Origin of the sequence: Halomonas sp. 3A7M, assembly GCF_014897875.1 — a bacterium.
GTDB lineage: Bacteria > Pseudomonadota > Gammaproteobacteria > Pseudomonadales > Halomonadaceae > Vreelandella.
This window is the reverse complement of the sequence record NZ_JABUZD010000169.1, coordinates 172737-193242: the sequence shown is the minus strand read 5'-3', so window position 1 is coordinate 193242 and position 20506 is coordinate 172737. Positions and strand designations below refer to the sequence as shown.

At 53.2% G+C, this 20506-nt stretch carries 18 protein-coding genes and 2 tRNA genes; 12 read left to right on the top strand and 8 right to left on the bottom strand.

Annotated elements, in window-relative coordinates; translation table 11 throughout:
• The first annotated feature begins 281 nt into the window (after positions 1–281).
• On the top strand, positions 282–845 hold the full coding sequence (ahpC, locus tag INT19_RS17490; RefSeq protein WP_038482734.1) for an alkyl hydroperoxide reductase subunit C: 564 nt from the start codon (positions 282–284) through the stop codon (positions 843–845).
• Between the two features lie 213 nt (positions 846–1058).
• Positions 1059–2615 carry an alkyl hydroperoxide reductase subunit F gene (ahpF, locus tag INT19_RS17485; protein ID WP_089038644.1) on the top strand — a complete coding sequence of 519 codons (1557 nt, stop codon included), beginning with the start codon at positions 1059–1061 and terminating at the stop codon, positions 2613–2615.
• A gap of 122 nt (positions 2616–2737) precedes the next feature.
• On the opposite strand, the gene INT19_RS17480 is transcribed toward ahpF, so the two are convergent.
• The 5 genes from INT19_RS17480 to hemA are packed head-to-tail and all read right to left on the bottom strand — an operon-like array spanning position 2738 to position 7287.
• On the bottom strand, positions 2738–3493 hold the full coding sequence (locus INT19_RS17480) for a HesA/MoeB/ThiF family protein (RefSeq protein WP_193061664.1): 756 nt from the start codon (positions 3491–3493) through the stop codon (positions 2738–2740).
• Between the two features lie 4 nt (positions 3494–3497).
• Positions 3498–3998: an Lrp/AsnC ligand binding domain-containing protein gene (locus tag INT19_RS17475; protein WP_038482725.1), complete on the bottom strand. Its 501-nt coding sequence runs from the start codon at positions 3996–3998 to the stop codon at positions 3498–3500.
• A gap of 33 nt (positions 3999–4031) precedes the next feature.
• Positions 4032–4877, bottom strand: coding sequence for a peptide chain release factor N(5)-glutamine methyltransferase (prmC, locus tag INT19_RS17470; RefSeq protein ID WP_319022202.1), 846 nt, complete (start codon positions 4875–4877; stop codon positions 4032–4034).
• A gap of 14 nt (positions 4878–4891) precedes the next feature.
• Positions 4892–5980 (bottom strand): peptide chain release factor 1, encoded by a 1089-nt coding sequence (prfA, locus tag INT19_RS17465; protein WP_089038646.1) that lies wholly within the window; start codon positions 5978–5980, stop codon positions 4892–4894.
• Positions 5977–7287, bottom strand: a complete 1311-nt coding sequence (gene hemA, locus INT19_RS17460; RefSeq protein WP_193061662.1) for a glutamyl-tRNA reductase — start codon at positions 7285–7287, stop codon at positions 5977–5979. Before hemA ends, prfA begins: the two co-directional genes overlap by 4 nt.
• A 265-nt stretch (positions 7288–7552) precedes the next feature.
• Between hemA and INT19_RS17455 the strand changes: the two genes are divergently transcribed.
• The 9 genes from INT19_RS17455 to INT19_RS17415 all read left to right on the top strand — a co-directional run bounded on the left by INT19_RS17455 (position 7553) and on the right by INT19_RS17415 (position 14908).
• Positions 7553–9346: a tetratricopeptide repeat protein gene (locus INT19_RS17455; protein ID WP_226924696.1), complete on the top strand. Its 1794-nt coding sequence runs from the start codon at positions 7553–7555 to the stop codon at positions 9344–9346.
• Positions 9347–9432: 86 nt separating this feature from the next.
• Complete coding sequence (lolB, locus tag INT19_RS17450; RefSeq protein ID WP_193061661.1) at positions 9433–10086, top strand: lipoprotein insertase outer membrane protein LolB; 654 nt, start codon at positions 9433–9435, stop codon at positions 10084–10086.
• 17 nt (positions 10087–10103) lie between these two features.
• The gene (gene ispE, locus INT19_RS17445) at positions 10104–10964 is read left to right on the top strand and encodes a 4-(cytidine 5'-diphospho)-2-C-methyl-D-erythritol kinase (protein WP_193061660.1); all 861 of its coding nucleotides are present in this window, start codon (positions 10104–10106) and stop codon (positions 10962–10964) included.
• 31 nt (positions 10965–10995) lie between these two features.
• Positions 10996–11070, top strand: a tRNA-Gln gene (locus INT19_RS17440).
• Between the two features lie 58 nt (positions 11071–11128).
• The gene (locus INT19_RS17435) at positions 11129–12070 is read left to right on the top strand and encodes a ribose-phosphate pyrophosphokinase (RefSeq protein ID WP_171880177.1); all 942 of its coding nucleotides are present in this window, start codon (positions 11129–11131) and stop codon (positions 12068–12070) included.
• A 96-nt stretch (positions 12071–12166) separates the two neighbouring features.
• Positions 12167–12808: a 50S ribosomal protein L25/general stress protein Ctc gene (locus INT19_RS17430; protein WP_193061659.1), complete on the top strand. Its 642-nt coding sequence runs from the start codon at positions 12167–12169 to the stop codon at positions 12806–12808.
• A 162-nt stretch (positions 12809–12970) separates the two neighbouring features.
• On the top strand, positions 12971–13552 hold the full coding sequence (pth, locus tag INT19_RS17425) for an aminoacyl-tRNA hydrolase (protein WP_193061658.1): 582 nt from the start codon (positions 12971–12973) through the stop codon (positions 13550–13552).
• A 109-nt stretch (positions 13553–13661) separates the two neighbouring features.
• Complete coding sequence (gene ychF, locus INT19_RS17420; RefSeq protein WP_038482699.1) at positions 13662–14753, top strand: redox-regulated ATPase YchF; 1092 nt, start codon at positions 13662–13664, stop codon at positions 14751–14753.
• A 78-nt stretch (positions 14754–14831) separates the two neighbouring features.
• Positions 14832–14908: transfer RNA gene (locus INT19_RS17415), tRNA-Met, on the top strand.
• Between the two features lie 64 nt (positions 14909–14972).
• Here the strand turns inward: INT19_RS17415 and INT19_RS17410 are convergent.
• Complete coding sequence (locus INT19_RS17410) at positions 14973–16277, bottom strand: M18 family aminopeptidase (protein WP_193061657.1); 1305 nt, start codon at positions 16275–16277, stop codon at positions 14973–14975.
• Between the two features lie 138 nt (positions 16278–16415).
• On the opposite strand from INT19_RS17410, the gene INT19_RS17405 reads away from it, so the two are divergent.
• Positions 16416–18515, top strand: coding sequence for a carboxy terminal-processing peptidase (locus INT19_RS17405; protein ID WP_193061656.1), 2100 nt, complete (start codon positions 16416–16418; stop codon positions 18513–18515).
• Between the two features lie 148 nt (positions 18516–18663).
• Here INT19_RS17405 and INT19_RS17400 read toward each other — a convergent pair whose 3' ends face one another.
• Together INT19_RS17400 and INT19_RS17395 are read right to left on the bottom strand one after the other, a co-directional pair.
• The gene (locus tag INT19_RS17400) at positions 18664–19323 is read right to left on the bottom strand and encodes a potassium channel family protein (RefSeq protein WP_193061655.1); all 660 of its coding nucleotides are present in this window, start codon (positions 19321–19323) and stop codon (positions 18664–18666) included.
• Positions 19320–20501, bottom strand: coding sequence for a low temperature requirement protein A (locus INT19_RS17395; protein ID WP_193061654.1), 1182 nt, complete (start codon positions 20499–20501; stop codon positions 19320–19322). The genes INT19_RS17400 and INT19_RS17395 overlap by 4 nt, the downstream gene beginning before the upstream one ends.
• Between the last annotated feature and the right edge of the window lie 5 nt (positions 20502–20506).

Sequence of the window (20506 nt, the reverse complement as noted above, 5' to 3'; positions counted from 1 at the left end):
AAACGTCAAGCTTACGCTAAAACATTAAAAACAGCTGTGGCTACTATGCCAGATAAGCGAATTTTGCGGTGCAGCGACATCTATCGCAAGCCCATGGGGAAAATTCTTGTATTCTGCTTCATGCGACCCCACTTGTAGGGTAGCCAACTCAGAAAAACACACATTGATAGTCTAATACTATTGCTTAGATGCATTTTTACAATTTTAGCTATTGGTCGTAGTTGGTTACCATGAGCAATAACTTTTTCCACTGCCACTCACTTATTTTGGAGACGTTCTGAATGTCCCTGATCAACACTGAAGTAAAACCGTTTAAAGCGACTGCCTACCTGAACGGCGAATTTATCGACGTCACTGAAGCAGACTTGCAAGGTAAGTGGTCTATTTTCTTCTTTTATCCTGCTGATTTCACCTTTGTCTGCCCGACTGAGCTGGGTGACTTGGCTGACAACTACGCTGAATTTAAAAAGCTAGGTGTTGAAATCTACAGCGTGTCTACTGACACCCATTTTACTCACAAAGCTTGGCACGACAGCTCTGAAACCATCGGCAAGCTGCAGTACCCGATGATTGCAGATCCGACCTTACAGATCTCTCGCAACTTCGAGGTATTGATTGAAGAAGCTGGTCTTGCAGAGCGTGGTACCTTCGTTGTTGACCCCGACGGCAAAATTCAGATCGTCGAAATCAACGCAGGCAACATCGGCCGTAACGCTGAAGAGCTACTGCGCAAAGTTAAGGCTGCCCAGTACGTTCGCGAGAATCCAAACGAAGTATGCCCGGCTAAATGGAAAGAAGGCGAAGAGACTCTTGCTCCGTCTCTGGACCTCGTAGGCAAAATCTAAACGGCCTACCGCTGCCGTTCAGGATTGCCCCTTGAGGCAGCACGACACCCGGGCATACCCTGGGTGTCCTGTTTTTGAGTACCCGTTTTTGAGTACCCGTGTTAACGCAACCATCGTTTTCCCTATCGCTCTTACTCATGCTGCGGTCTTTCAACAGCAGCGAGCGTGTTAGGTTGAGAACTCATTACTGCTGACTGCGAGGAAGCCACTGTCATGCTGGACGCCAATTTAAAAAATCAGTTGAAAGCTTATTTAGAAAAAGTGACTCAACCGTTCGAGATCGTTGCGTCCCTCGATGACGGTGCCAAGTCACGTGAATTGCTAGGTTTGCTCGAAGACATCAGCGGCCTATGCGACAAGATTACACTGCAAACTGACGGTCAAGATAATCGCACGCCGTCATTTGCCATTAACCGCCCCGGCGAAGAAACCGGCGTGGTATTTGCGGGCATTCCGATGGGGCACGAGTTCACCTCGCTGGTGCTGGCACTGCTACAAGTGGGTGGGCATCCCCCAAAGACGTCCGAAGAACTGCTAAATCAAATCAAGGCGCTCGACGGCGAACTGCTGTTCGAGACGTACTACTCGCTCTCCTGCCAGAACTGCCCAGATGTTGTTCAAGCGCTCAATTTGATGGCGATTTTCAATCCAAATATTCGCCACGTAGCCATTGATGGCGCACTGTTCCAAGATGAAGTCGAAGCTCGGGAAATCATGTCGGTTCCCAGCATCTATTTAAACGGTAAACCGTTTGACCAGGGACGTATGACCTTAGAGCAGATTCTAGCCAAGGTTGATACAGGTGCTGCCGAACGAGAAGCGAAAAAACTTAGCGAAAAAGCCGCCTTTGATACGCTGGTAATTGGTGGTGGCCCTGCAGGTGCCTCAGCAGCAATCTACTCTGCCCGTAAAGGGATCAACACAGGCGTTGCTGCTGAGCGTTTCGGTGGACAGGTGGCAGACACCATGGGCATTGAAAACTTCATCTCCGTCAGCCATACCGAAGGCCCTAAACTGGTTAGCGCTCTGGAAGAGCATGTTAAAGAGTATGACGTTGACGTTATGAACCTTCAGCGCGCCACGTCGTTTAAAGCAGCTGAAAACGAAGGTGATTTGCACGAAATAACCTTCGAGTCGGGCGCTAAGCTGAAGAGTAAAACCCTCGTCCTGGCAACCGGTGCGCGTTGGCGCGAGATGAATGTGCCTGGCGAACAACAGTACCGCAACAAAGGTGTTGCTTACTGCCCCCACTGCGATGGCCCGCTATTTAAAGGCAAACGCGTAGCAGTGATTGGCGGCGGCAACTCTGGCGTTGAGGCCGCTATCGATCTGGCCGGTATTGTAGGCCACGTCACCCTAGTCGAGTTTATGGGTGAGATGCGTGCAGACGCCGTGCTACAGAAAAAGCTTAAGAGCCTGCCTAACGTCGACATTGTTTTAAACGCTGAAACCACGGAAGTGACAGGCGACGGCAGCCGAGTTAACGGTTTAGCCTACAAAGACCGCAATACCGATGAGCTTAAAACCATCGCACTAGAAGGTATCTTTGTTCAAATTGGCTTAGTGCCTAATACCGAGTGGCTGAAAGGTTCACCGATTGAAATGACGCCACGCGGCGAAATCATTGTCGATGCCCATGGCATGACGTCAGTTCCAGGCGTATTTGCAGCAGGCGACGTGACTACCGTGCCATACAAGCAAATTATTATCGCCATGGGTGAGGGTGCAAAAGCATCACTGGGTGCGTTTGACTATTTGATTCGCCACTAATCTGATTCGACATTAGCTAGCCTGCTGGGCGGATCCCCTGCCACCCTTTAGGCTGTTTCCTTTGACGTAAAGACCGTGACGTCACGCCCGCTGCCCTGCGGGCGTTTTTTTTGTTCGCAGGGTTAATCAGCGCGACCGCACACTGAGCAAGCAGGATCACGCGGCACCTGAAAATGACGCCACTGCCCGCTCAAGCCCTCAAAAGTGGCGAGTCCTTGATGCGGTTTTCCTGCACCGCTCAACAGCTTAAAAGCTTCTATCGCTTGAAAACAGCCAATCAACCCAACCAGTGGCGCCATGACACCGCTTTCTGCACAGCTCAAGGCTTCATCTTCGCTATCGCCAGGAGGATACAGGCACGCATAACAGGGGCACGCTGGGTTGCGAGGATCAAAGACGGCTAACTGCCCAGAAAAACGAATTGCCGCTCCAGAGACCAGAGGCACACCGGCCTGCTGAGCAGCAGCGTTAATCGCATAACGGCTTGAAAAACGATCGGTGCAATCCAGCACCACATCTGCCGACGCTACCAGTGCCTCAAGCGCCTTGCCATCCGCATGTTGCTCCAAAGCGATTACATGGCACTCAGGGTTAAGTGCCTGCATGCTCGCTTTGGCTGAACGCGCCTTATTGATGCCGATACTTTCCAGCTGATGAGCAATCTGACGCTGCAGATTTGACAACTCTACCGTATCAGCGTCGGCAATCGTGATTTTGCCCACGCCAGCGGCCGCTAAGTAAAGCGCCACAGGAGACCCAAGCCCACCTGCACCGACAATCAGAGCATGAGCATTTCTCAGGCGCTCCTGCCCCTCAATATCAACCTCGGGTAGCATAATTTGGCGGCTATAGCGCAGCAGCGCCTGATCATCCATCATGGGATTACTTATCCTCAAATTCCTCGAAATCGGGTATGTGTAAGTTGAAGCTCTCTTTCACTTCTTCCATTACCACATAGCTTTTGGACTCTTTTACCCCAGGCAGCGTCAGTACAACATCGCCTAGTAGCTGCCGGTAAGCGGACATCTCAGGAATGCGGCATTTTAAAATATAATCAAACTGACCAGACACCAAATGACACTCTTGGATTTGCGGCAGTTTCTCGACCGCCCGCCGAAACTCATCAAACACAGCAGGGGATTGAGTTTCCAGGCTAATCTCCACAAAGACCAACAAGTTAGCTTTCAGTGCCTGCGGATCAAGAATGGCTTGATAGCCGCGAATGATACCTGCACGCTCAAGGCGTTTAACACGCTCTAAACAAGGGGTTGTGGATAAGCCGACTTCAGCGGCAAGGTCGACATAGGAAATTCGCGCATTTTCCTGCAGACAGCGCAAAATTTTAAGATCGATCCGGTCCAGCGTTCTATTTTTTGGTTTCATGGCAGGATCCAATACTGATGAATCAGGCAGTTATTAAAGGTGGCCCAGGGTAACCCGTTCATGACCTCCAACGTCTAGTACACTTTCAACGTTTTGGAAACCAGCGCGCACTAATGCCGTTCGTACGTTGGCCGCTTGCGTATAACCATGCTCTAAGGCAAGCCAGCCGCCATCGGAAAGATAGCCACGAGCGGTACAAATCAAATGCAGCAAATCCGCCATTCCGTCAGCATCGGCCACTAGTGCCGATAATGGCTCAAAACGCACATCACCCAGGCGCAAATGTGGGTCGTCGGCAGCGATATAGGGCGGGTTACTAACAATAATATCGAATGCAACCGCTTGAGGGGGCTGAACAAACGCGCTAAACCAATCGCTAATTACGAACTGAGCATTGTCGATCTTCAGCGCTTGTGCATTGCGCGCTGCGAGTGCCACTGCTTCTGGACGAATATCCGCCCCTATTACTTGCCAGTTAGGTTTCTCGCTGGCAAACGCAAGTGCAATAGCGCCAGTGCCGGTGCCAAGATCCAGCAGTCTTCCTGCCTTCGCCTTGGCACGCATCAGGACAGCCTCAACCAGAGTTTCGGTATCAGGACGTGGAATCAGCGTTTCTGGCGATGTCGCCAGCCGCAGACCCCAAAACTCTCGTTCACCAGTCAGATAGGCAATTGGCGCCCCCTGGGCACGCGCAGCCACCAACGCATCAAATCGTGCTTGCTCCCAGAGGGGGCACTCACGATCTCCCCAGGTATACAGCCAAGTACGGTCATGCCCCGTAGCGTGACTGAGCAGCACCTCGGCATCAATTCTAGGGGAAGGCGACCCTACCGCTTGCAGCCGAGCCGCCGCTCGTCGCAAAAGCATATCGAACGTCACAACATCAAAGCTCATTAGGCGTCCTGAAGGGCCGAAAGCTGCTCTGCTTGATATTCGTGAATGAGCGGCTCAATGACATCATCAAGCTGCTCACCCGTAATGACTTCCGTTAGTTTGTAGAGTGTCAGGTTAATACGGTGGTCGGTAATCCGGCCCTGGGGGAAATTGTAAGTACGGATTCGTTCACTGCGATCCCCTGAGCCTACCAATGAGCGGCGAGCGTCTGCTTGCTCTTGGCGCTGCGAGTCAACCGCATTGCGTTTGAGTTTGGCTGCCAGCAACGACATCGCCTTTGCACGGTTTTTATGCTGACTGCGCTCTTCCTGGCACTCCACCACCACGCCTGTAGGCAAGTGAGTAATACGGATAGCAGAATCTGTGGTGTTGACGTGCTGACCGCCCGCGCCACTGGAGCGATAGGTATCAACGCGCAAATCAGAGGGATTAATATCGATATCGCCCACGTCGTCCACTTCAGGCATGACCGCCACCGTGCAGGCGGACGTATGTATCCGGCCTTGCGATTCCGTCGCGGGCACGCGCTGTACGCGGTGCGCGCCAGACTCAAATTTCAAGCGCGCATAGACACCATCGCCTTTCACGCGAGAAATAACTTCTTTGTAACCGCCCTGCTCACCGTGACTTGCACTGACAACTTCAACGCGCCAGCCACGTTTTTCCGCATAACGTGAGTACATGCGAAACAGATCACCCGCAAAAATAGCGGCTTCATCCCCACCCGTACCAGCGCGCACTTCCAAGAACACGCCGCGACCATCATCGGGGTCTTTAGGCACCAGCAGGCGTTTCAGCTCGCTATCCAGGGCTTCGAGTTTCTCACGCCCCTCACTGATTTCCAGTTCCGCCAGCTCGCGCATATCGGGGTCGCTGTCGCGACTTAACTGCACGGCTTCTTCGATGCTTTTTTCTACCTCGCCGTAGCGCTGCCAGGCGGCGACCAGCTCTTCTAATTCCGCGTACTCACGGGAGTAGTCGCGAAAACGCTGCTGATTATTAATCACTTCAGGGTCAGACAGCAGCATTGCCAGCTCTTCAAAACGGTCGGAAAAGCTATCTAGACGTTGGCGCAAAGTCTCTTTCATGCGGGTGTATCATCCTTCTGGCATTTTACCGCGGCCACTGGTTGCTCAAAGGCAGGCTTAGCAGGCAATAGTATATTGGGCGCGGCATTCAGCAACTCGTTATTTTCTTGGGATGCAGCGTCGCGCAAGGCAAGCGTGGGCTGGTGCATTAACCGATTCGCCAATTGGTGAGCTAGACGTTCAATCACCTTGGCAGGATCTTCACCCTTGGCTAATCGCTCAAGCGCTTGCTCACGAGAATGATCTCGAATGGCCTCTCCGTGACGTCGATAGTCGCGAATAATTTCGCCGCCATTGCGGATTCGACGCTCATGCTGCCAACTACCCACCCCGTGCTCGATGAGTGATTCAGCCTGATCAGCGGCAACTTGACGATGACGGCGATTTTCTTCAATGACCTCTTGCAAATCATCAACGGTATAAAGGAAGACATCCGCAAGCTCACCCACTTCAGGCTCGATATCACGCGGCACCGCGATATCCACCATAAACACTGGTCGATGGCGGCGCTTTTTCAGCGCACGCTCTACCATCCCCTTCCCTAGGATCGGCAGCGGAGAAGCCGTAGAGGATATGACGATATCAGCCTGCTCTAACGCTTCCGGTATTTCTGGCAGTGTAATAGCAGAACCACCCAGAGGAGCAGACACTAGCTCAGCGCGTTCCCGGGTACGATTGGCTACCGTGAGATGCCGCACACCGGCTTCATGAAGATGGCGCGCTACCAGTTCAATGGTTTCTCCCGCCCCGATCAAAAGCGCTCTGGCACGGCTAAAATCATCAAAAATACGGCTAGCCATACTGACAGCAGCATACGCGACCGACACTGGATTTTTGCCAATGCCCGTTTCCGTGCGCACTTGTTTGGCTACCGCGAAGGTGTGTTGGAATAACCGCTCCAATTCACCCCCCAACCCATTGGCTTGGCGGGCCTGCTGATAAGCATCTTTTAACTGACCGAGTATTTGTGGTTCGCCCAGCACCATAGAGTCCAAGCCAACGGCGACACGCATCAGATGACGCGCAGCATCGTTGTCAAGATAATGATAAGCACAGCGGGAAAGCTCTTCGACGCGCAAATTATGAAAGCGCCCAAGCCAATCCAGCACGGCATGCTCACCGGCGGCATCCGTCACGCAATAAAGCTCGGTACGGTTACACGTCGAAAGCACAGCCGCTTCGCTGATTTGCGGCAGGTTACGCAGCTCCGTCAACGCGCTTTCCAGCTGCGTTGGCGTAAATGCAACCTGCTCACGTACGGCCACGCTGGCGGTACGATGATTTATTCCCAGGGCAAGAAGCGTCATGCGTTATGCGTCTTCGCTAGTGGATCGGTCGTCACGTCACTTGTCGATCTGAATGTCTGAAGCTTGCTATAGCAAGTCTAAAAAGAGTAGGTAGATACGATGAACTATAAGTAGATACTATGAGTAGATACCATGGATTGCACCACCCCACTCCGTTTTCAAGGTGTAATATTCTATCACAGCACAGCATGTTCTGGCGCACACCACTTTGCCGCAGGCAACCAAGCCGCTATGCTGAGCACTCGGCCACCTGATCGAGAGACGCATGCCCCTTCGCGCGACACTACTGGGTCACCCCCTATCGTTACCGGGTTTACCCTTACTGCCCTTGGCCACAACGCTACTACTGGGCGGCTGCCAGCTTTCCCCGTCTTCCTTTGAGAGCGGGGTTCAAAATGATGCTTATGATCCCATGCAGTCAGCGCCGCCGATTACTCGCGGGCTGGATGCCGAGGGTCTTCGCTCGTTGCTGGCAGCAGAACTTGCTGGCCAACGGGGCGATTATCGCTATGCCAGCCAAGGCTATCTGGAAGCGTCCCGGCGCTATCGCAACCCCGCGTTAGCCGAGCGCGCCACTTTTGCAGCGCGCTTTGGCAATGATGTCGCCTTAATGGAAGCCTCCGCGATACGTTGGCGCGAATTAGCCCCGCAAGCAGAAATGCCGAACAGGTTGCTGGCCACCCTCTCATTACAACGCGGAGACTGGCTGGACAGCTTAGAGCAGCGTCTGGCGATCGCTGAAGCAGGAGGCAATGGCGAAATAGCGGCTTTTTCTGAGGCGGCGGTGGCCGAAGAGGCGTCACTGAACCTATTAATCGAGCCATTGCGCGACTATCTTGCCCAGCCTGGCGCTCAGCAAAATGAATTCCACAGCGATGTTTTACTTGGCGCCGCACTGATCGAGTCAGCACTAGGGCAAACACGTCAAGCGCAACAGCATCTGGATCAAGTAACGCAGCTGTCACCTGAATCTGCCGCTTTGTGGCTTGCTAAGGCGCGCCTAGCATTAGAGATTGGCGATCATCGTGGTGCTCAGAACGCCGCGCAAAGGGGGCTAGATTTAGCGCCCGACGATGTCCGTTTTATATTAATGTTAGCCCAAGCTGAAATTCGCCTGAACAACATTACCGCTGCGGAAGCACACACCACTACATTGCTAGAAACACATGGTGGTAACGAAGAATTACGCATTGCTCTCGCCCAACTCTATTTGGAAGAAGGCCATAGCGAGCCAGCGTATCGATTACTGCAACCTCTGATTGGTCAGGACCGCGTACCTAACACGGCCTACTTCTTACTGGGGGCCATTGCCCAGTCTCAAGGAGAAGTCGATAACGCGCTGCTTTATTATCGGCAAGTACAAGACGGCAACGAATTTCTTCCAGCCCGAGCCGCCGCTGCACGCATGCTGATTGAAAATGATCGCCTGCTAGATGCTCGCGCTATGCTGCGTGTCGAGCGAATGCGCCATGACGACTACTTCGGTGAGCTGGTAATGCTAGAAATACAGCTACTGGATGAATTTAATCTGCAAGAAGAGGCCATGGCACTACTTGATAGAGAGCTGGCTCGTACGCCAGATGACACCAGCCTGCTTTATTTAAGGGCAATGCGCGCGTGGGAAATGGGCGATCTTGAAGCGATGGAGCGCGACCTGCGCCAAATACTACATACCGAACCTAATAATGCAGATGCATTAAACGCATTAGGCTACACGCTTGCCGACCTGAACCTCCAGGGGCGCCTTGAAGAAGCACGCGATTTGATTGAGCGTGCCTATGAAGCTGATCCCAGCAACCCTGCAATACTCGACAGCATGGGCTGGGTCTATTTCCGGCTCGGCCAGCCTGACAATGCACTTGCGTGGCTAGAGAGCGCCTACGCACAAGTGCCTGATCAAGAAATTGCCGCTCATTTAGCCGAAGTTCTGCATGCCCTAGGACGCAGTGAAGAAGCACGCCAGCTTATTGAGCGCATTCTTCAGCGAGCAAGCTATCACCCGCAAATTGATGACTTACTTGAGCGCCACCCTGAACTAACACCGTTAAGCGCGCCCTAACATGGCATGCCCTTATAAAAGTATGCCCTTATAAAAGCATGCCCTTATGAAAGATAGTTTACGCAGTACTGACATGGAGCCAGTTTATGTTGACCAATTCCCTGCCCGCGAGCCGTTTATCAATCTGCAGTCGCTCAACTCGCTTGTTACTGGCCGGCATTGCCCTGTTAACGCTAGCCGGGTGCGCCACCCAAGCGCCTGTAGACGATGGCGGACGCCAGGCTGGGCAATGGGAACGCCAGCAAGCCGACGTTGAAGCCTTCGATACCTGGACTCTCGTGGGCAAAGCAGGACTTCGCACTCCCCAGGAAAATACCAGCGCCAATCTAGACTGGAATCAACATCCCCACTATTTCCGCATGCTGATCAGTGGCCCCTTTGGCGGCGGGCGCAGTGTGCTAGAAGGTCGTGAAGGGCGCTTTTCGCTAACCACTAGCGATGGTCGCTTTGAAGCCGAAACGCCGGAAGCATTAATGGAAGAGCAACTTGGTTGGTCATTGCCGGTTCGCGCCATGCCTGACTGGGTGCGCGGCCTGCCGGGCGAGCACGCCAGCTACCAGTTGGAATCAGACGAGCTCGGCTTCCCTAACCATTTACAGCAAGATGGCTGGGAGATCGACTACCGTGACTGGGAGCAAGTAGAGGGCATGTGGCTACCTCGTCGACTAGTGATGAACTATGGCGACCTGCGCATCACCCTGGTGGTCAATCAGTGGCAATCCACTAACTCGGACTCTTAGATCAGTAGAGAGATCACATGCCTGCAACACCCTCGGCGTTGACACTGCCTGCTCCAGCTAAGCTAAACCGCATGTTGCATATCGTAGGCCGTCGTCAAGACGGCTATCACGAGCTGCAAACGCTTTTTCAGTTTATCGGTTTGTGTGATTACCTTACCTTTACGCCACGCACTGACAGCGCCATTACACTTTCCAACACGCTTAGTGGCGTTGCCCATAACGACAATTTAATTGTCCGTGCAGCACACTTATTGCAACAGGCAAGCGGCATTCAGCAAGGCGTCTCAGTCGCCATCGAAAAAAATCTGCCGATGGGAGGCGGTCTTGGCGGTGGAAGCTCTAATGCAGCGACCACCCTGGTCGGGTTGAATCACCTGTGGCAACTAGGACTAAGTAGCGAAGCGCTTGCAAAACTAGGGCTGACGCTAGGTGCCGATGTCCCGGTATTCGTTCACGGTCACAGCGCCTGGGCGGAAGGCGTTGGCGAAAAGCTTACGTCTGTCACGCTAGATACGCCCTGGTTCGTGGTCATCCATCCAGGCGTTAGCGTCTCAACACCAGCAATCTTCCAAGACCCGGAATTGACACGCGACAGCCTCCCCATTACTATGGCGCGCGCACTGCAGGGGGGAGCGCCGGAGTGGCGTAACGACTGCGAAGCTATCGTCAAAAAACGCTATCCGCCAATTGCGGAAGCATTGGACTGGCTCACGCAGCATGCACCTAGTCGGTTGACCGGTACCGGCGCCTGCTTGTTTGCGGCTTTCGATTCACAGCAAGCCGCACAAGCCGTCGCATATATGGCAGGTCAACATTGGCATTCATGGGTAGCGCGCGGACTCAACACCTCTCCCCTACAAGATGCTCTGGGCCGCTGAAAGCGCCCGGTCATCGCATTAGGTTTATTGCTGGGGTATCGCCAAGTGGTAAGGCACCGGTTTTTGGTATCGGCATTCCCAGGTTCGAATCCTGGTACCCCAGCCAACCTAATTATGATCTGCGTTTTCTCCCCTGATCCCCAACACTGCAAAGGTGGCTGCGCGTGTCAAAATTGATGGTTTTCACCGGGAATGCCAATCCCGAACTCGCTCAAAAGATTGCCGAGAGCTTAGACAGCCGTATGGGTAATGCTACGGTCGGTCAATTTAGCGACGGCGAAATCGCGGTCGAGATCAATGAGAACGTGCGTGGTAAGGATGTGTTCATCCTGCAATCCACCTGTGCCCCCACGAACGATAACCTGATGGAACTGATTCTGATGGTGGACGCCCTGCGTCGCGCCTCAGCTACCCGTATTACGGCAGTCGTTCCCTATTTTGGTTATGCACGCCAGGATCGTCGCGTCCGTTCAGCCCGCGTTCCCATCTCAGCGAAAGTTGTTGCTGATATGATGGTGAAAGCTGGCGTTGATCGCGTCATGACGATGGATCTGCACGCTGACCAAATTCAAGGTTTCTTCGACGTACCGGTTGACAACGTTTACGGCTCACCTATTTTGCTGGACGACATCGAGCGCCAGAACTACGACGACCTCGTTGTGGTTTCTCCCGATGTCGGCGGCGTTGTGCGCGCTCGCGCTATCGCCAAACAGCTGAACGCTGATCTTGCCATTATTGATAAGCGTCGCCCCCAGGCCAATCAGGCCCAGGTAATGCACATCATCGGTGAAATCGAAGGCCGCACCTGTGTGGTTGTCGATGACATGATTGATACCGCTGGCACGCTCTGCAAAGCTGGCGAAGCGCTAAAAGATCACGGCGCAGCACGCGTTGTCGCTTATGCAACACACCCGATTTTGTCCGGCCCTGCGGTCGACAACATCACCAACTCGGTGCTGGACGAGGTTGTCGTGACCGACACCATTCCGCTTTCCGACACTGCCCGTCGCAGCGGAAAAATTCGCCAGCTGAGCGTTGCCGGACTCATCGCGGAAGCCATCCGTCGAGTCAGCAACGAAGAATCCGTTAGCGCGATGTTCCATTAATCGCCTGACGTAGCAGCCCCCTACTGGGGCCCTGGAAGCGTCGTCGTCTGGTCGCGGTCGGCGGCGTTTCCTTACTTAAACCAAGAGGCAAATTAAATGTCTGATTTTATCCTGAAAGCCAGCGTTCGTAACGACCTGGGGAAAGGTGCGAGCCGCCGCCTGCGTCGTGCGAACCAACAAGTACCGGCCGTTGTTTATGGCGGTGAAAAAGGCGCGCAGTCTATCTCTGTAGAAAAAACTGCTTTCTACAAAGCGATTGAAGACGAGTCCTTCTTCTCTTCGGTGATCAAACTGGTCATCGACGGTACTGAAGAGCAAGTGGTTGTTCGTGACCTACAGCGTCACCCCTTCAAGCCGCTGTTAACCCACGCTGACTTCCTGCGTGTTGACGCTACTCACGAAATCACCATGAACGTGCCGCTGCACGTCGTTGGCGAAGAGAAGTGTGTCGGCATCAAAGATCAAGGCGGCGAACTGCACGTCCTGGCCAATGAAGTAGCCATTAGCTGCTTGCCGAAAGATCTTCCGGACTTCCTGGAAGTAGACATCAGCGCCATTGAGCTAGGCACTACGCTGCACTTTTCTGACCTGAACCTGCCTGCTGGCGTCACGTCGGTTGATCTGGCCCACGGCGAAGATCACGACAACGCAGTTCTAAGCATCACCAAAGTAAAAGTACGCGGCGGTGATGACGAAGAGAGCGAAGGTGAAGGCGAAGAAGAGTCCAGCGCTGAGTAAAGCGCTAGTTCTCGGCGCTGCCAGCTGATGCTTTTCAGTGCCACCTGGGTCATGCCTGCATGACCCAGGAATGATAAAATCAAGCGCTTCGGCGCTTGATTTTTTTTTGCGGCCTGACATGACGTCGAAAATTTCGTCTAGAAATTTTTATGAGGTGGGACAATGAGCCAGGTAACGGCCATTATTGGCCTGGGAAACCCCGGTGCAGAATACGATGCAACTCGCCATAATGCGGGCTTTTGGCTGGTAGACGCCATTGCACGCAGTGCGCACACAGAGCTTCGCTCGGAAAAGAAATTTTTGGGCCTGTACGCCAAAGCACGTGTTGGCGACCATGAACTGCACCTTCTCAATCCCACTACTTTTATGAACCGTAGCGGTGCTGCCGTCGCAGCGCTTGCACAGTTTTTCAAACTAACGCCTGACAATTTACTGGTTGCTCATGATGAGCTAGACCTTCCCCCAGGACAGGCACGCTATAAGACCGGCGGTGGTCATGGCGGTCATAACGGCCTGCGAGACATCATTAGCGCCTTAGGCAACCAGAAGCAGTTTCATCGGGTAAGAATTGGCATTGGCCACCCAGGAGAAGCACGTCAGGTCGTTAACTATGTGCTAGGCCGACCCGGCAAAGCCGAACGGGAAGCCATTGAAAGCGCTTTGGATGAGTGCCTAGCTACGCTACCACTTGCACTCTCTGGCGACTGGGCTAAAGCCATGAACCGCCTTCATAGCGTAAAATAGCAGCACACTTTATAAGCACCCTTAGAATCAGGCGTTCTAGCACGCCCTTTTTTTCAATATTGGCAGACGCTTCCCTTGTTGCGCTGCCCTAGCGGCCAGGAAGTAATTTATGGGCTTTAACTGCGGTATCGTCGGCCTACCTAATGTAGGCAAATCCACGCTTTTTAATGCGCTGACCAAATCAGGTATTGATGCAGAAAACTTCCCATTCTGCACCATTGAACCGAACGTAGGCATCGTACCAATGCCTGACCCGCGACTTGATAAGCTTGCGGAGATCGTCAAGCCACAAAAAGTGCTGCCGACAACAATGGAATTTGTCGATATCGCAGGCTTAGTCGCCGGGGCATCCAAAGGCGAAGGCTTGGGCAACAAGTTCTTGGCCAATATTCGCGAAACCCAGGCGATCGCCCATGTCGTACGCTGCTTTGATAACGACAACGTAATCCACGTTGCCAACCAAGTGGATCCACGGGCAGATATTGAAACCATCAACCTGGAACTGGCACTTGCCGACCTGGATACCGTCGAAAAAGCCAGCCAACGCCTCGTTCGTGCAGTAAAAGGCGGCGACAAAGATGCCACTGCCACCAAGGCCATTCTCGACCGCATTCAGCCACACCTCGCTGAAGGTATGCCGCTGCGTAGTTTTGGTCTTGATGAAGATGAGAAGCGCCAGATTAAGAGCTTCGGTTTCTTAACGCTCAAGCCCACCATGTACATTGCCAACGTTAACGAGGATGGCTTCGAGAACAATCCCTACCTGGATATCGTTAATGAGATTGCGGCAGAAGAAGGCGCTGCAGTGGTGCCGGTATGCAACCAGCTAGAAGCTGAGATTGCCGAGCTGGATGACGAAGAACGCAGCATGTTCCTATCAGAAATGGGCATGGAAGAGCCAGGGCTTGATCGCGTCATTCGCGCAGGCTATGCCTTGCTTGGCCTACAAACATATTTCACCGCTGGCGTTAAAGAAGTCCGCGCCTGGACAGTGAAAGAAGGCGCCAGCGCCCCAGAAGCCGCTGGCGTGATTCACACCGATTTCCAGAAAGGTTTTATCCGCGCGGAAGTGGTTGCTTACGAAGACTTTGTCGCCCTCAATGGCGAGCAAGGGGCTAAGGATGCTGGCAAATGGCGCTTAGAAGGTAAGGATTACATCGTTAAAGATGGCGATGTTATTCATTTCCGTTTTAACGTCTGATCAGCTGCCGCTTGATAAACAAAAAAAGAAACACTTGACGAACGACGGGCTACTGAGTAATATTCGCCCCCGTTGAATGGCTACGTAGCTCAGCTGGTTAGAGCACATCACTCATAATGATGGGGTCCCCTGTTCAAATCAGGGCGTAGCCACCACACGAATATTGAAAGCCCGCTGACTCAGTCAGCGGGCTTTTTTCGTTATTGATCAGCAATGTACTCAGCACAACTCAGACCGGTTCAAAAACACCGTCAACGCCTGGGTCAAATAATCAACATCTCGGGTACCTGCTGTTTCACGTACTGAGTGCATTGCCCACTGAGGAAGCCCTACATCAATCGTCGGCACACCCACCTCAGTAGCCGTAATCGGCCCAATAGTGCTACCACAACCCATATCTGAACGAGTAACAAACGACTGCACGGGTACATCTGCCTCACGGCACACATCCCGAAACAGCGCCCCCGTTACACTGTTAGTGGCATAACGCTGATTAGCATTTACCTTAATAACCGGGCCACCATTAATTGCAGGGCCATGACGTTCATCGTGCTTGTCTTGGAAATTCGGGTGTAAAGCATGAGCGTTATCGCATGAAATCATAAGCGATGACTGAATCAGTTGAATCAGCGACTCTTCAGTAGCACCACCCACTTGAGCATTTAAACGCTTCAGCACATCACCCAAGAAAGGCCCCTGAGCACCGCAGGCACTGGCACTACCCACCTCTTCATGGTCATTGGCCACCAACAAGGCGCCCTGACTAGCATCACACGCTAGCATCGCCTCGAGTCCCACAAAACACGACAATAAGTTGTCTAGCCGCGCACTGGCGACCAACTCCTGGCGCAACCCCACCAACGATGGCGGCTGTACGTCATAAAACCCCAACTCAAAGTCAACGACTTCCACAGCACGCAGGCCATGCTGCTCTTCCAACCAATCAGCCAATAAGTCGCTAAGCTGCGCGCTATCACTCTGCATCACAACAGGCGACATTTGCGTTTGTGGGTTAATAACACGCCCAGCGTTTACATCGCGGTCTAAATGAATCGCCAAACTAGGCACCATGGCAATCGGCCGGTCTACATTTAACAGCACACTTTCTAAATGACCATCGGCGTGACGCACATGCACACGCCCTGCCAACCCCAAGTCGCGATCAAACCACGGGACTAACAACACACCACCATATACTTGCACCCCCAACTGCAACCATCCCGCGGCATACTGGGTGGCGTTGGGCTTTAAACGCAGCCCCGGGCTGTCCGTGTGCGCACCCAACATACGCAGGCTGGTTAACTTCTCAGCAGGCAGTTGAAATGCAATTACTGACGAATCATTGCGCGTCACGTAATAGCGCTTGCCCAGCTCAAGCTGCCAGTTAGCCGTCTCTTCAAGACGCACAAAGCCCGCCTGCTCCAAACGCTCCGCCATACAGCGAGTCGCATGCCAGGGCGTAGGCGACTGGTGCAGAAAATCACATAGCCGCGTCACACGGTCCGCGTTGAAAGCTTCGGACATAGAAATCCTCATAACAGTAATGATTGAGTATCACAGGGTAAATGACCTGCTACAATGCTCCCTCGGCCTACGCAACTCATAGGCTATCTGCGGGTCTAGGGAAGAATAAGTGTACACAAATCCGGGAGAGCTTGACTGATGAGCTTGTTTGCAACGTTTTCGCGCTCGGTCGCCCTTGCTGTGATGCTGGTCATTGCCAGCCCAGCAGCGCTGGCGCAACTTGAGCCGACCGACGAACAACGCCAAGCGGCAGAGGAAATAGCGGATTCACTTCGCTATGGGCATTATGCCGATATTAACTTCGACGAGCAGTGGTCAGCGGAAGCTTTCCAACGCTATCTAGACATTCTGGACGGCCAGCGCTCCTACCTATTGAGCCGCGACATAGAGCCTTACCGCCACTTAGAGCGCGACATGGCTGAAGCACTTTTCGATGGTGATCTTGACGATGCATTTGCACTCTATAATCGTCTCAGCGAACGCCACACCGCCCGCCTAGAGTGGTTGCTAGAACGCCTTGATGAAGGGCTTTCATTCGAATTCGATAGCGACGAGCGCTTAGAAGTCGATCGCGAAGATGCCCCATGGGCAACCCGCGAAAGTGAATTAGACGAACTATGGCGCAAACGACTCAAAAACGATGCACTGACGCTCGCTCTAACCGACCAAGATGACGAGCAGATAGAAAGCAATCTGCGCCAGCGCTATGAAGGGCAACTATCCCGCTTACGTCAGTCAGAGTCTGAAGACGTCTTTGGGTTAATCATGGCGGCAGCCTCCAGCACTATCGACCCTCACACCAGTTACCTCTCCCCTCGTCAAAGCGAATCGTTTGATATTCAAATGAGCCTTTCACTTGAGGGTATCGGCGCACTGCTTCAAGCCGATGGCGAATACGTCAAGGTCGCCAGCCTGGTTCCCGGCGGCCCTGCCGATCGAGCGGGCGTGCTTGAGCCCGCCGACCGCATTATCGCCGTGGGCCAAGAAGAAGGCGACATGGTCAATGTGGTAGGCATGCGCCTGGACAACGTCGTCGACCTGATTCGCGGTCCTAAAGGCTCCGTTGTACGCCTGGACGTGGTGCCTGCCCAAGCAGTGGACATGACCCGCTCTCAAATTGTTGAAATTACTCGCGACACCGTCAGCCTGGAAGATCAGGCAGCGCATAGCGAAGTGATAAACATTGAGCGAGACGGCCAACCTCATCGCATTGGCGTAATTGACGTTCCGACGTTCTACGTCGACTTCGATGCCTGGCAAGCCGGTGAAGATGAGTACCGCAGCACCACCCGCGACGTCGCTCGAGAAATTGAAAGCCTCAAGAAAGAAGGCATTGAAGGTATTGTCCTAGATCTTCGCAATAATGGCGGTGGCGCACTTCAAGAAGCCAACTCCTTGATAGGCCTGTTTATTGACCGAGGCCCCACGGTACAGGTTCGTGATGCCCAAGGCCGCATTCAGCTCTACGGCGACACCGACGCAGGCACGACTTACGACGGGCCACTAACCGTACTGGTTAATCGTCTTTCCGCTTCAGCATCGGAGATTTTTGCTGGCGCTATTCAAGATTATGGCCGTGGCATAGTGGTAGGCGCGCCCACCTTTGGCAAAGGCACTGTGCAAACGCTCAATGATCTTAGTCATGGTCAAATCAAGCTTACCCGTGCCAAGTTTTACCGCATTTCAGGTGATAGCACCCAAAACCGCGGTGTTGAGCCCGACATTATATTCCCCAGCCTGATTGACCCAGAACGCATTGGTGAAAGCAGCCTAGATAATGCTCTTGCTTGGGATACCGTGCAGAACGTTCAATACCGCCGCTATGGCGCCCCGGAGAACACCCTCGCTGCCCTGACTTCTCAACACCAAGAACGTGCCAAGGAGAATCCTAACTTCCGCTATCTAGAGCGCCAGTCCACCTTGGCTCGCCAGCTACGCGAACAGCACACCAGCGTTAGCCTGAACCGCGCACAGCGTCAACGAGAGCTAGAGGCTCAAGAAGCTGAACAGCTTTCGCTTGAAAACCAACGCCGTCGCGCTTTAAACCTGCCAGAGCTGGATGAGTGGATGGATGCGCGCAGTGATAACTCGCAGCCCGAAGGTAGTGACGCAGACGCTGCCAACGAGGAGGATAAGGATGAAGACATGCCGGTTGATCGCGCCCATGTACTAGAAGCCGCCGAAATCTTACTCGACTACGCCCATCTTCAGGGCGCACAACGCATGGCAAGATACTAAGCCCCACAAATGAATGTACCAGCCCATTTTCTGGACTGGTACATTCGCATATACCTTTCAAAAAGCTTCTTGAAAAGGCTTCTGGGCAGTTATTACGCCACCCTCTCTGCCAAAAAGAAAACCTCTTTTCTGAAACACTGACTGCCAGCTATTTTGGCTGTGTGCTCGTCTGAAGGCCTACCAGGCGCGACAGCAGGATCACCGTATATAGCACGCCAATAATTGCCTCGAAGATCGCAAACGACTGGGCGTAGAACCCTTGCGGGGTAATATCACCGTAGCCCACGGTTGTTAGCGTGACATAACTATAATAAAACAGTTGCTGCCAGCTGATCGGTACCCCTGACGACACTACAAAAGAGCCTGGCGCGATCCACTCAATTAGCGAAAAGATTGCAGTAAAGCCCGATCCAATCACCAGATATATCGAAGCGGCAGCCACTAGCACATCGGACATCATCTCTGTCGCGCGGAAGATATAAAGTGCCAGCACCACGCCGATGACAAGATGGTAGGCGATGGAGGTGAGATAAACCGCCAGAGTGGTATAAGTACCTGGAGCGTAGGAGTTCGCCAGCCCAGCCACGATCACTGCCGTCCCACTGACAACCGCCAGCGCGCGCAAGCGGCGGTCAGCCAACAGCAAGAAGGTCGCTACGACGAAGATAGAGCCATAAAAAAGATAAAACAGCGCAGGCCAGACACCCTCCGCACCCGACAATGGGTAGGTCAAATTGTGCAACAAAATCGCCACTAAAAGACCGATTGTTACCCGTAAACCACCAAGCCGAGCGGGAGCACTGTTCATGCTGCCGCCCCTTCGCGATGGGCGGTTGCCGCCAGGGTGATCATCACGACCAACATCCCGCCTCCTAACCACAGGCCATTAAGATGCATTGTTAATGCCAGCCAGGCCCAAGCCGCAAGAGCCACCCCGGCAAGCAGATAGCAAACGGGCAATTTCGAGGCCATGGTGCGATGAAACATTGCCGACCCCACCAAAAAGATCGTTGGACCAGCGAAAGCAAACAACGCCGTTGGGGCATGAATGGCATCATGCGGATGGGCAACAATCAGCTCGATAGCGACAGCCACCACAATAGCACCACAGACCATTACTCCGTGGGCATAGGCCAGGCCCGCCCGAGCCAGCCGCGTATGATCAGCCGCATGTTCAAAACTGTGCTCGCCTGCCTCAGCAAGATGCACGAAATAGATCCACCATAGTGTAATAATCAATAAAAAGCCGATAGCCGCAGCCGCGATGACACCCGCCCCCAAAGATTGACTAACGAGTAAGCCTCCCAAAAGCAGGATGGATTCACCAAGCGCAATAATGAAGACTTGCTGGTTACGCTCCAAAAGGTGCAGGCCGCGCAAAGGCCAGCTATCCATTGGCGTGGCTCCTTGACCAGGCAACCAAAAACCAACATAGGGCGCGGAATAGTCGATTACTACAGCGATGATCCACAACTCTAACCTAGCGCTTGGAAACACAACGCCTGCAATCCAGAACACGCCCGAGATCGCACTCCATGCACAAAGCTGTGCATAGTTTCGCCCCATCTGTTCGCCACGAAAAACGATGGACATATAGCCCGCGCGTATCAGCGCCATGGCAACATAAGCACCCACGAAAAGGCCTGCACGAGATGAGAAAGCATGCGGGATCGAAATCGCCATCAGCAGTGCACAAGCCATGAGTACAATCATCAGAACGCGCCCACTGGCATGATCTGGGTCAAGCCAGTTGGTTGCCCATGACGTGTAATTCCACGCCCACCAAGCCGCCGCAAAAAGCGTAACGGCCTCAAGCGCGCCTGCCCAATTGTTGTGCGCTAATAGGAAATGCGAAAGCTGAATAATTGCAAAAACGTAGACCAAGTCGAAGAACAGCTCAACATTGGTCACACGCGGAGTTTCACCCGGACCAATATTGCGCAACGCAGCCTTTGGAGCGAGATTGTGAAAAATTGTTGCTTTCATTAAAC

Excerpts from the sequence above, each read along its gene's own strand:
- lolB (WP_193061661.1), top strand. The coding sequence starts at position 9,433 with ATGTTGACCAATTCCCTGCCCGCGAGCCGTTTATCAATCTGCAGTCGC.
- ahpF (WP_089038644.1), top strand. The coding sequence starts at position 1,059 with ATGCTGGACGCCAATTTAAAAAATCAGTTGAAAGCTTATTTAGAAAAA.
- INT19_RS17455 (WP_226924696.1), top strand. The coding sequence starts at position 7,553 with ATGCCCCTTCGCGCGACACTACTGGGTCACCCCCTATCGTTACCGGGT.
- INT19_RS17430 (WP_193061659.1), top strand. The coding sequence starts at position 12,167 with ATGTCTGATTTTATCCTGAAAGCCAGCGTTCGTAACGACCTGGGGAAA.
- pth (WP_193061658.1), top strand. The coding sequence starts at position 12,971 with ATGAGCCAGGTAACGGCCATTATTGGCCTGGGAAACCCCGGTGCAGAA.
- prfA (WP_089038646.1), bottom strand. The coding sequence starts at position 5,980 with ATGAAAGAGACTTTGCGCCAACGTCTAGATAGCTTTTCCGACCGTTTT.
- ispE (WP_193061660.1), top strand. The coding sequence starts at position 10,104 with ATGCCTGCAACACCCTCGGCGTTGACACTGCCTGCTCCAGCTAAGCTA.
- INT19_RS17395 (WP_193061654.1), bottom strand. The coding sequence starts at position 20,501 with ATGAAAGCAACAATTTTTCACAATCTCGCTCCAAAGGCTGCGTTGCGC.
- INT19_RS17410 (WP_193061657.1), bottom strand. The coding sequence starts at position 16,277 with ATGTCCGAAGCTTTCAACGCGGACCGTGTGACGCGGCTATGTGATTTT.
- ahpC (WP_038482734.1), top strand. The coding sequence starts at position 282 with ATGTCCCTGATCAACACTGAAGTAAAACCGTTTAAAGCGACTGCCTAC.
- INT19_RS17475 (WP_038482725.1), bottom strand. The coding sequence starts at position 3,998 with ATGAAACCAAAAAATAGAACGCTGGACCGGATCGATCTTAAAATTTTG.
- INT19_RS17480 (WP_193061664.1), bottom strand. The coding sequence starts at position 3,493 with ATGATGGATGATCAGGCGCTGCTGCGCTATAGCCGCCAAATTATGCTA.
- INT19_RS17405 (WP_193061656.1), top strand. The coding sequence starts at position 16,416 with ATGAGCTTGTTTGCAACGTTTTCGCGCTCGGTCGCCCTTGCTGTGATG.
- hemA (WP_193061662.1), bottom strand. The coding sequence starts at position 7,287 with ATGACGCTTCTTGCCCTGGGAATAAATCATCGTACCGCCAGCGTGGCC.
- INT19_RS17400 (WP_193061655.1), bottom strand. The coding sequence starts at position 19,323 with ATGAACAGTGCTCCCGCTCGGCTTGGTGGTTTACGGGTAACAATCGGT.
- ychF (WP_038482699.1), top strand. The coding sequence starts at position 13,662 with ATGGGCTTTAACTGCGGTATCGTCGGCCTACCTAATGTAGGCAAATCC.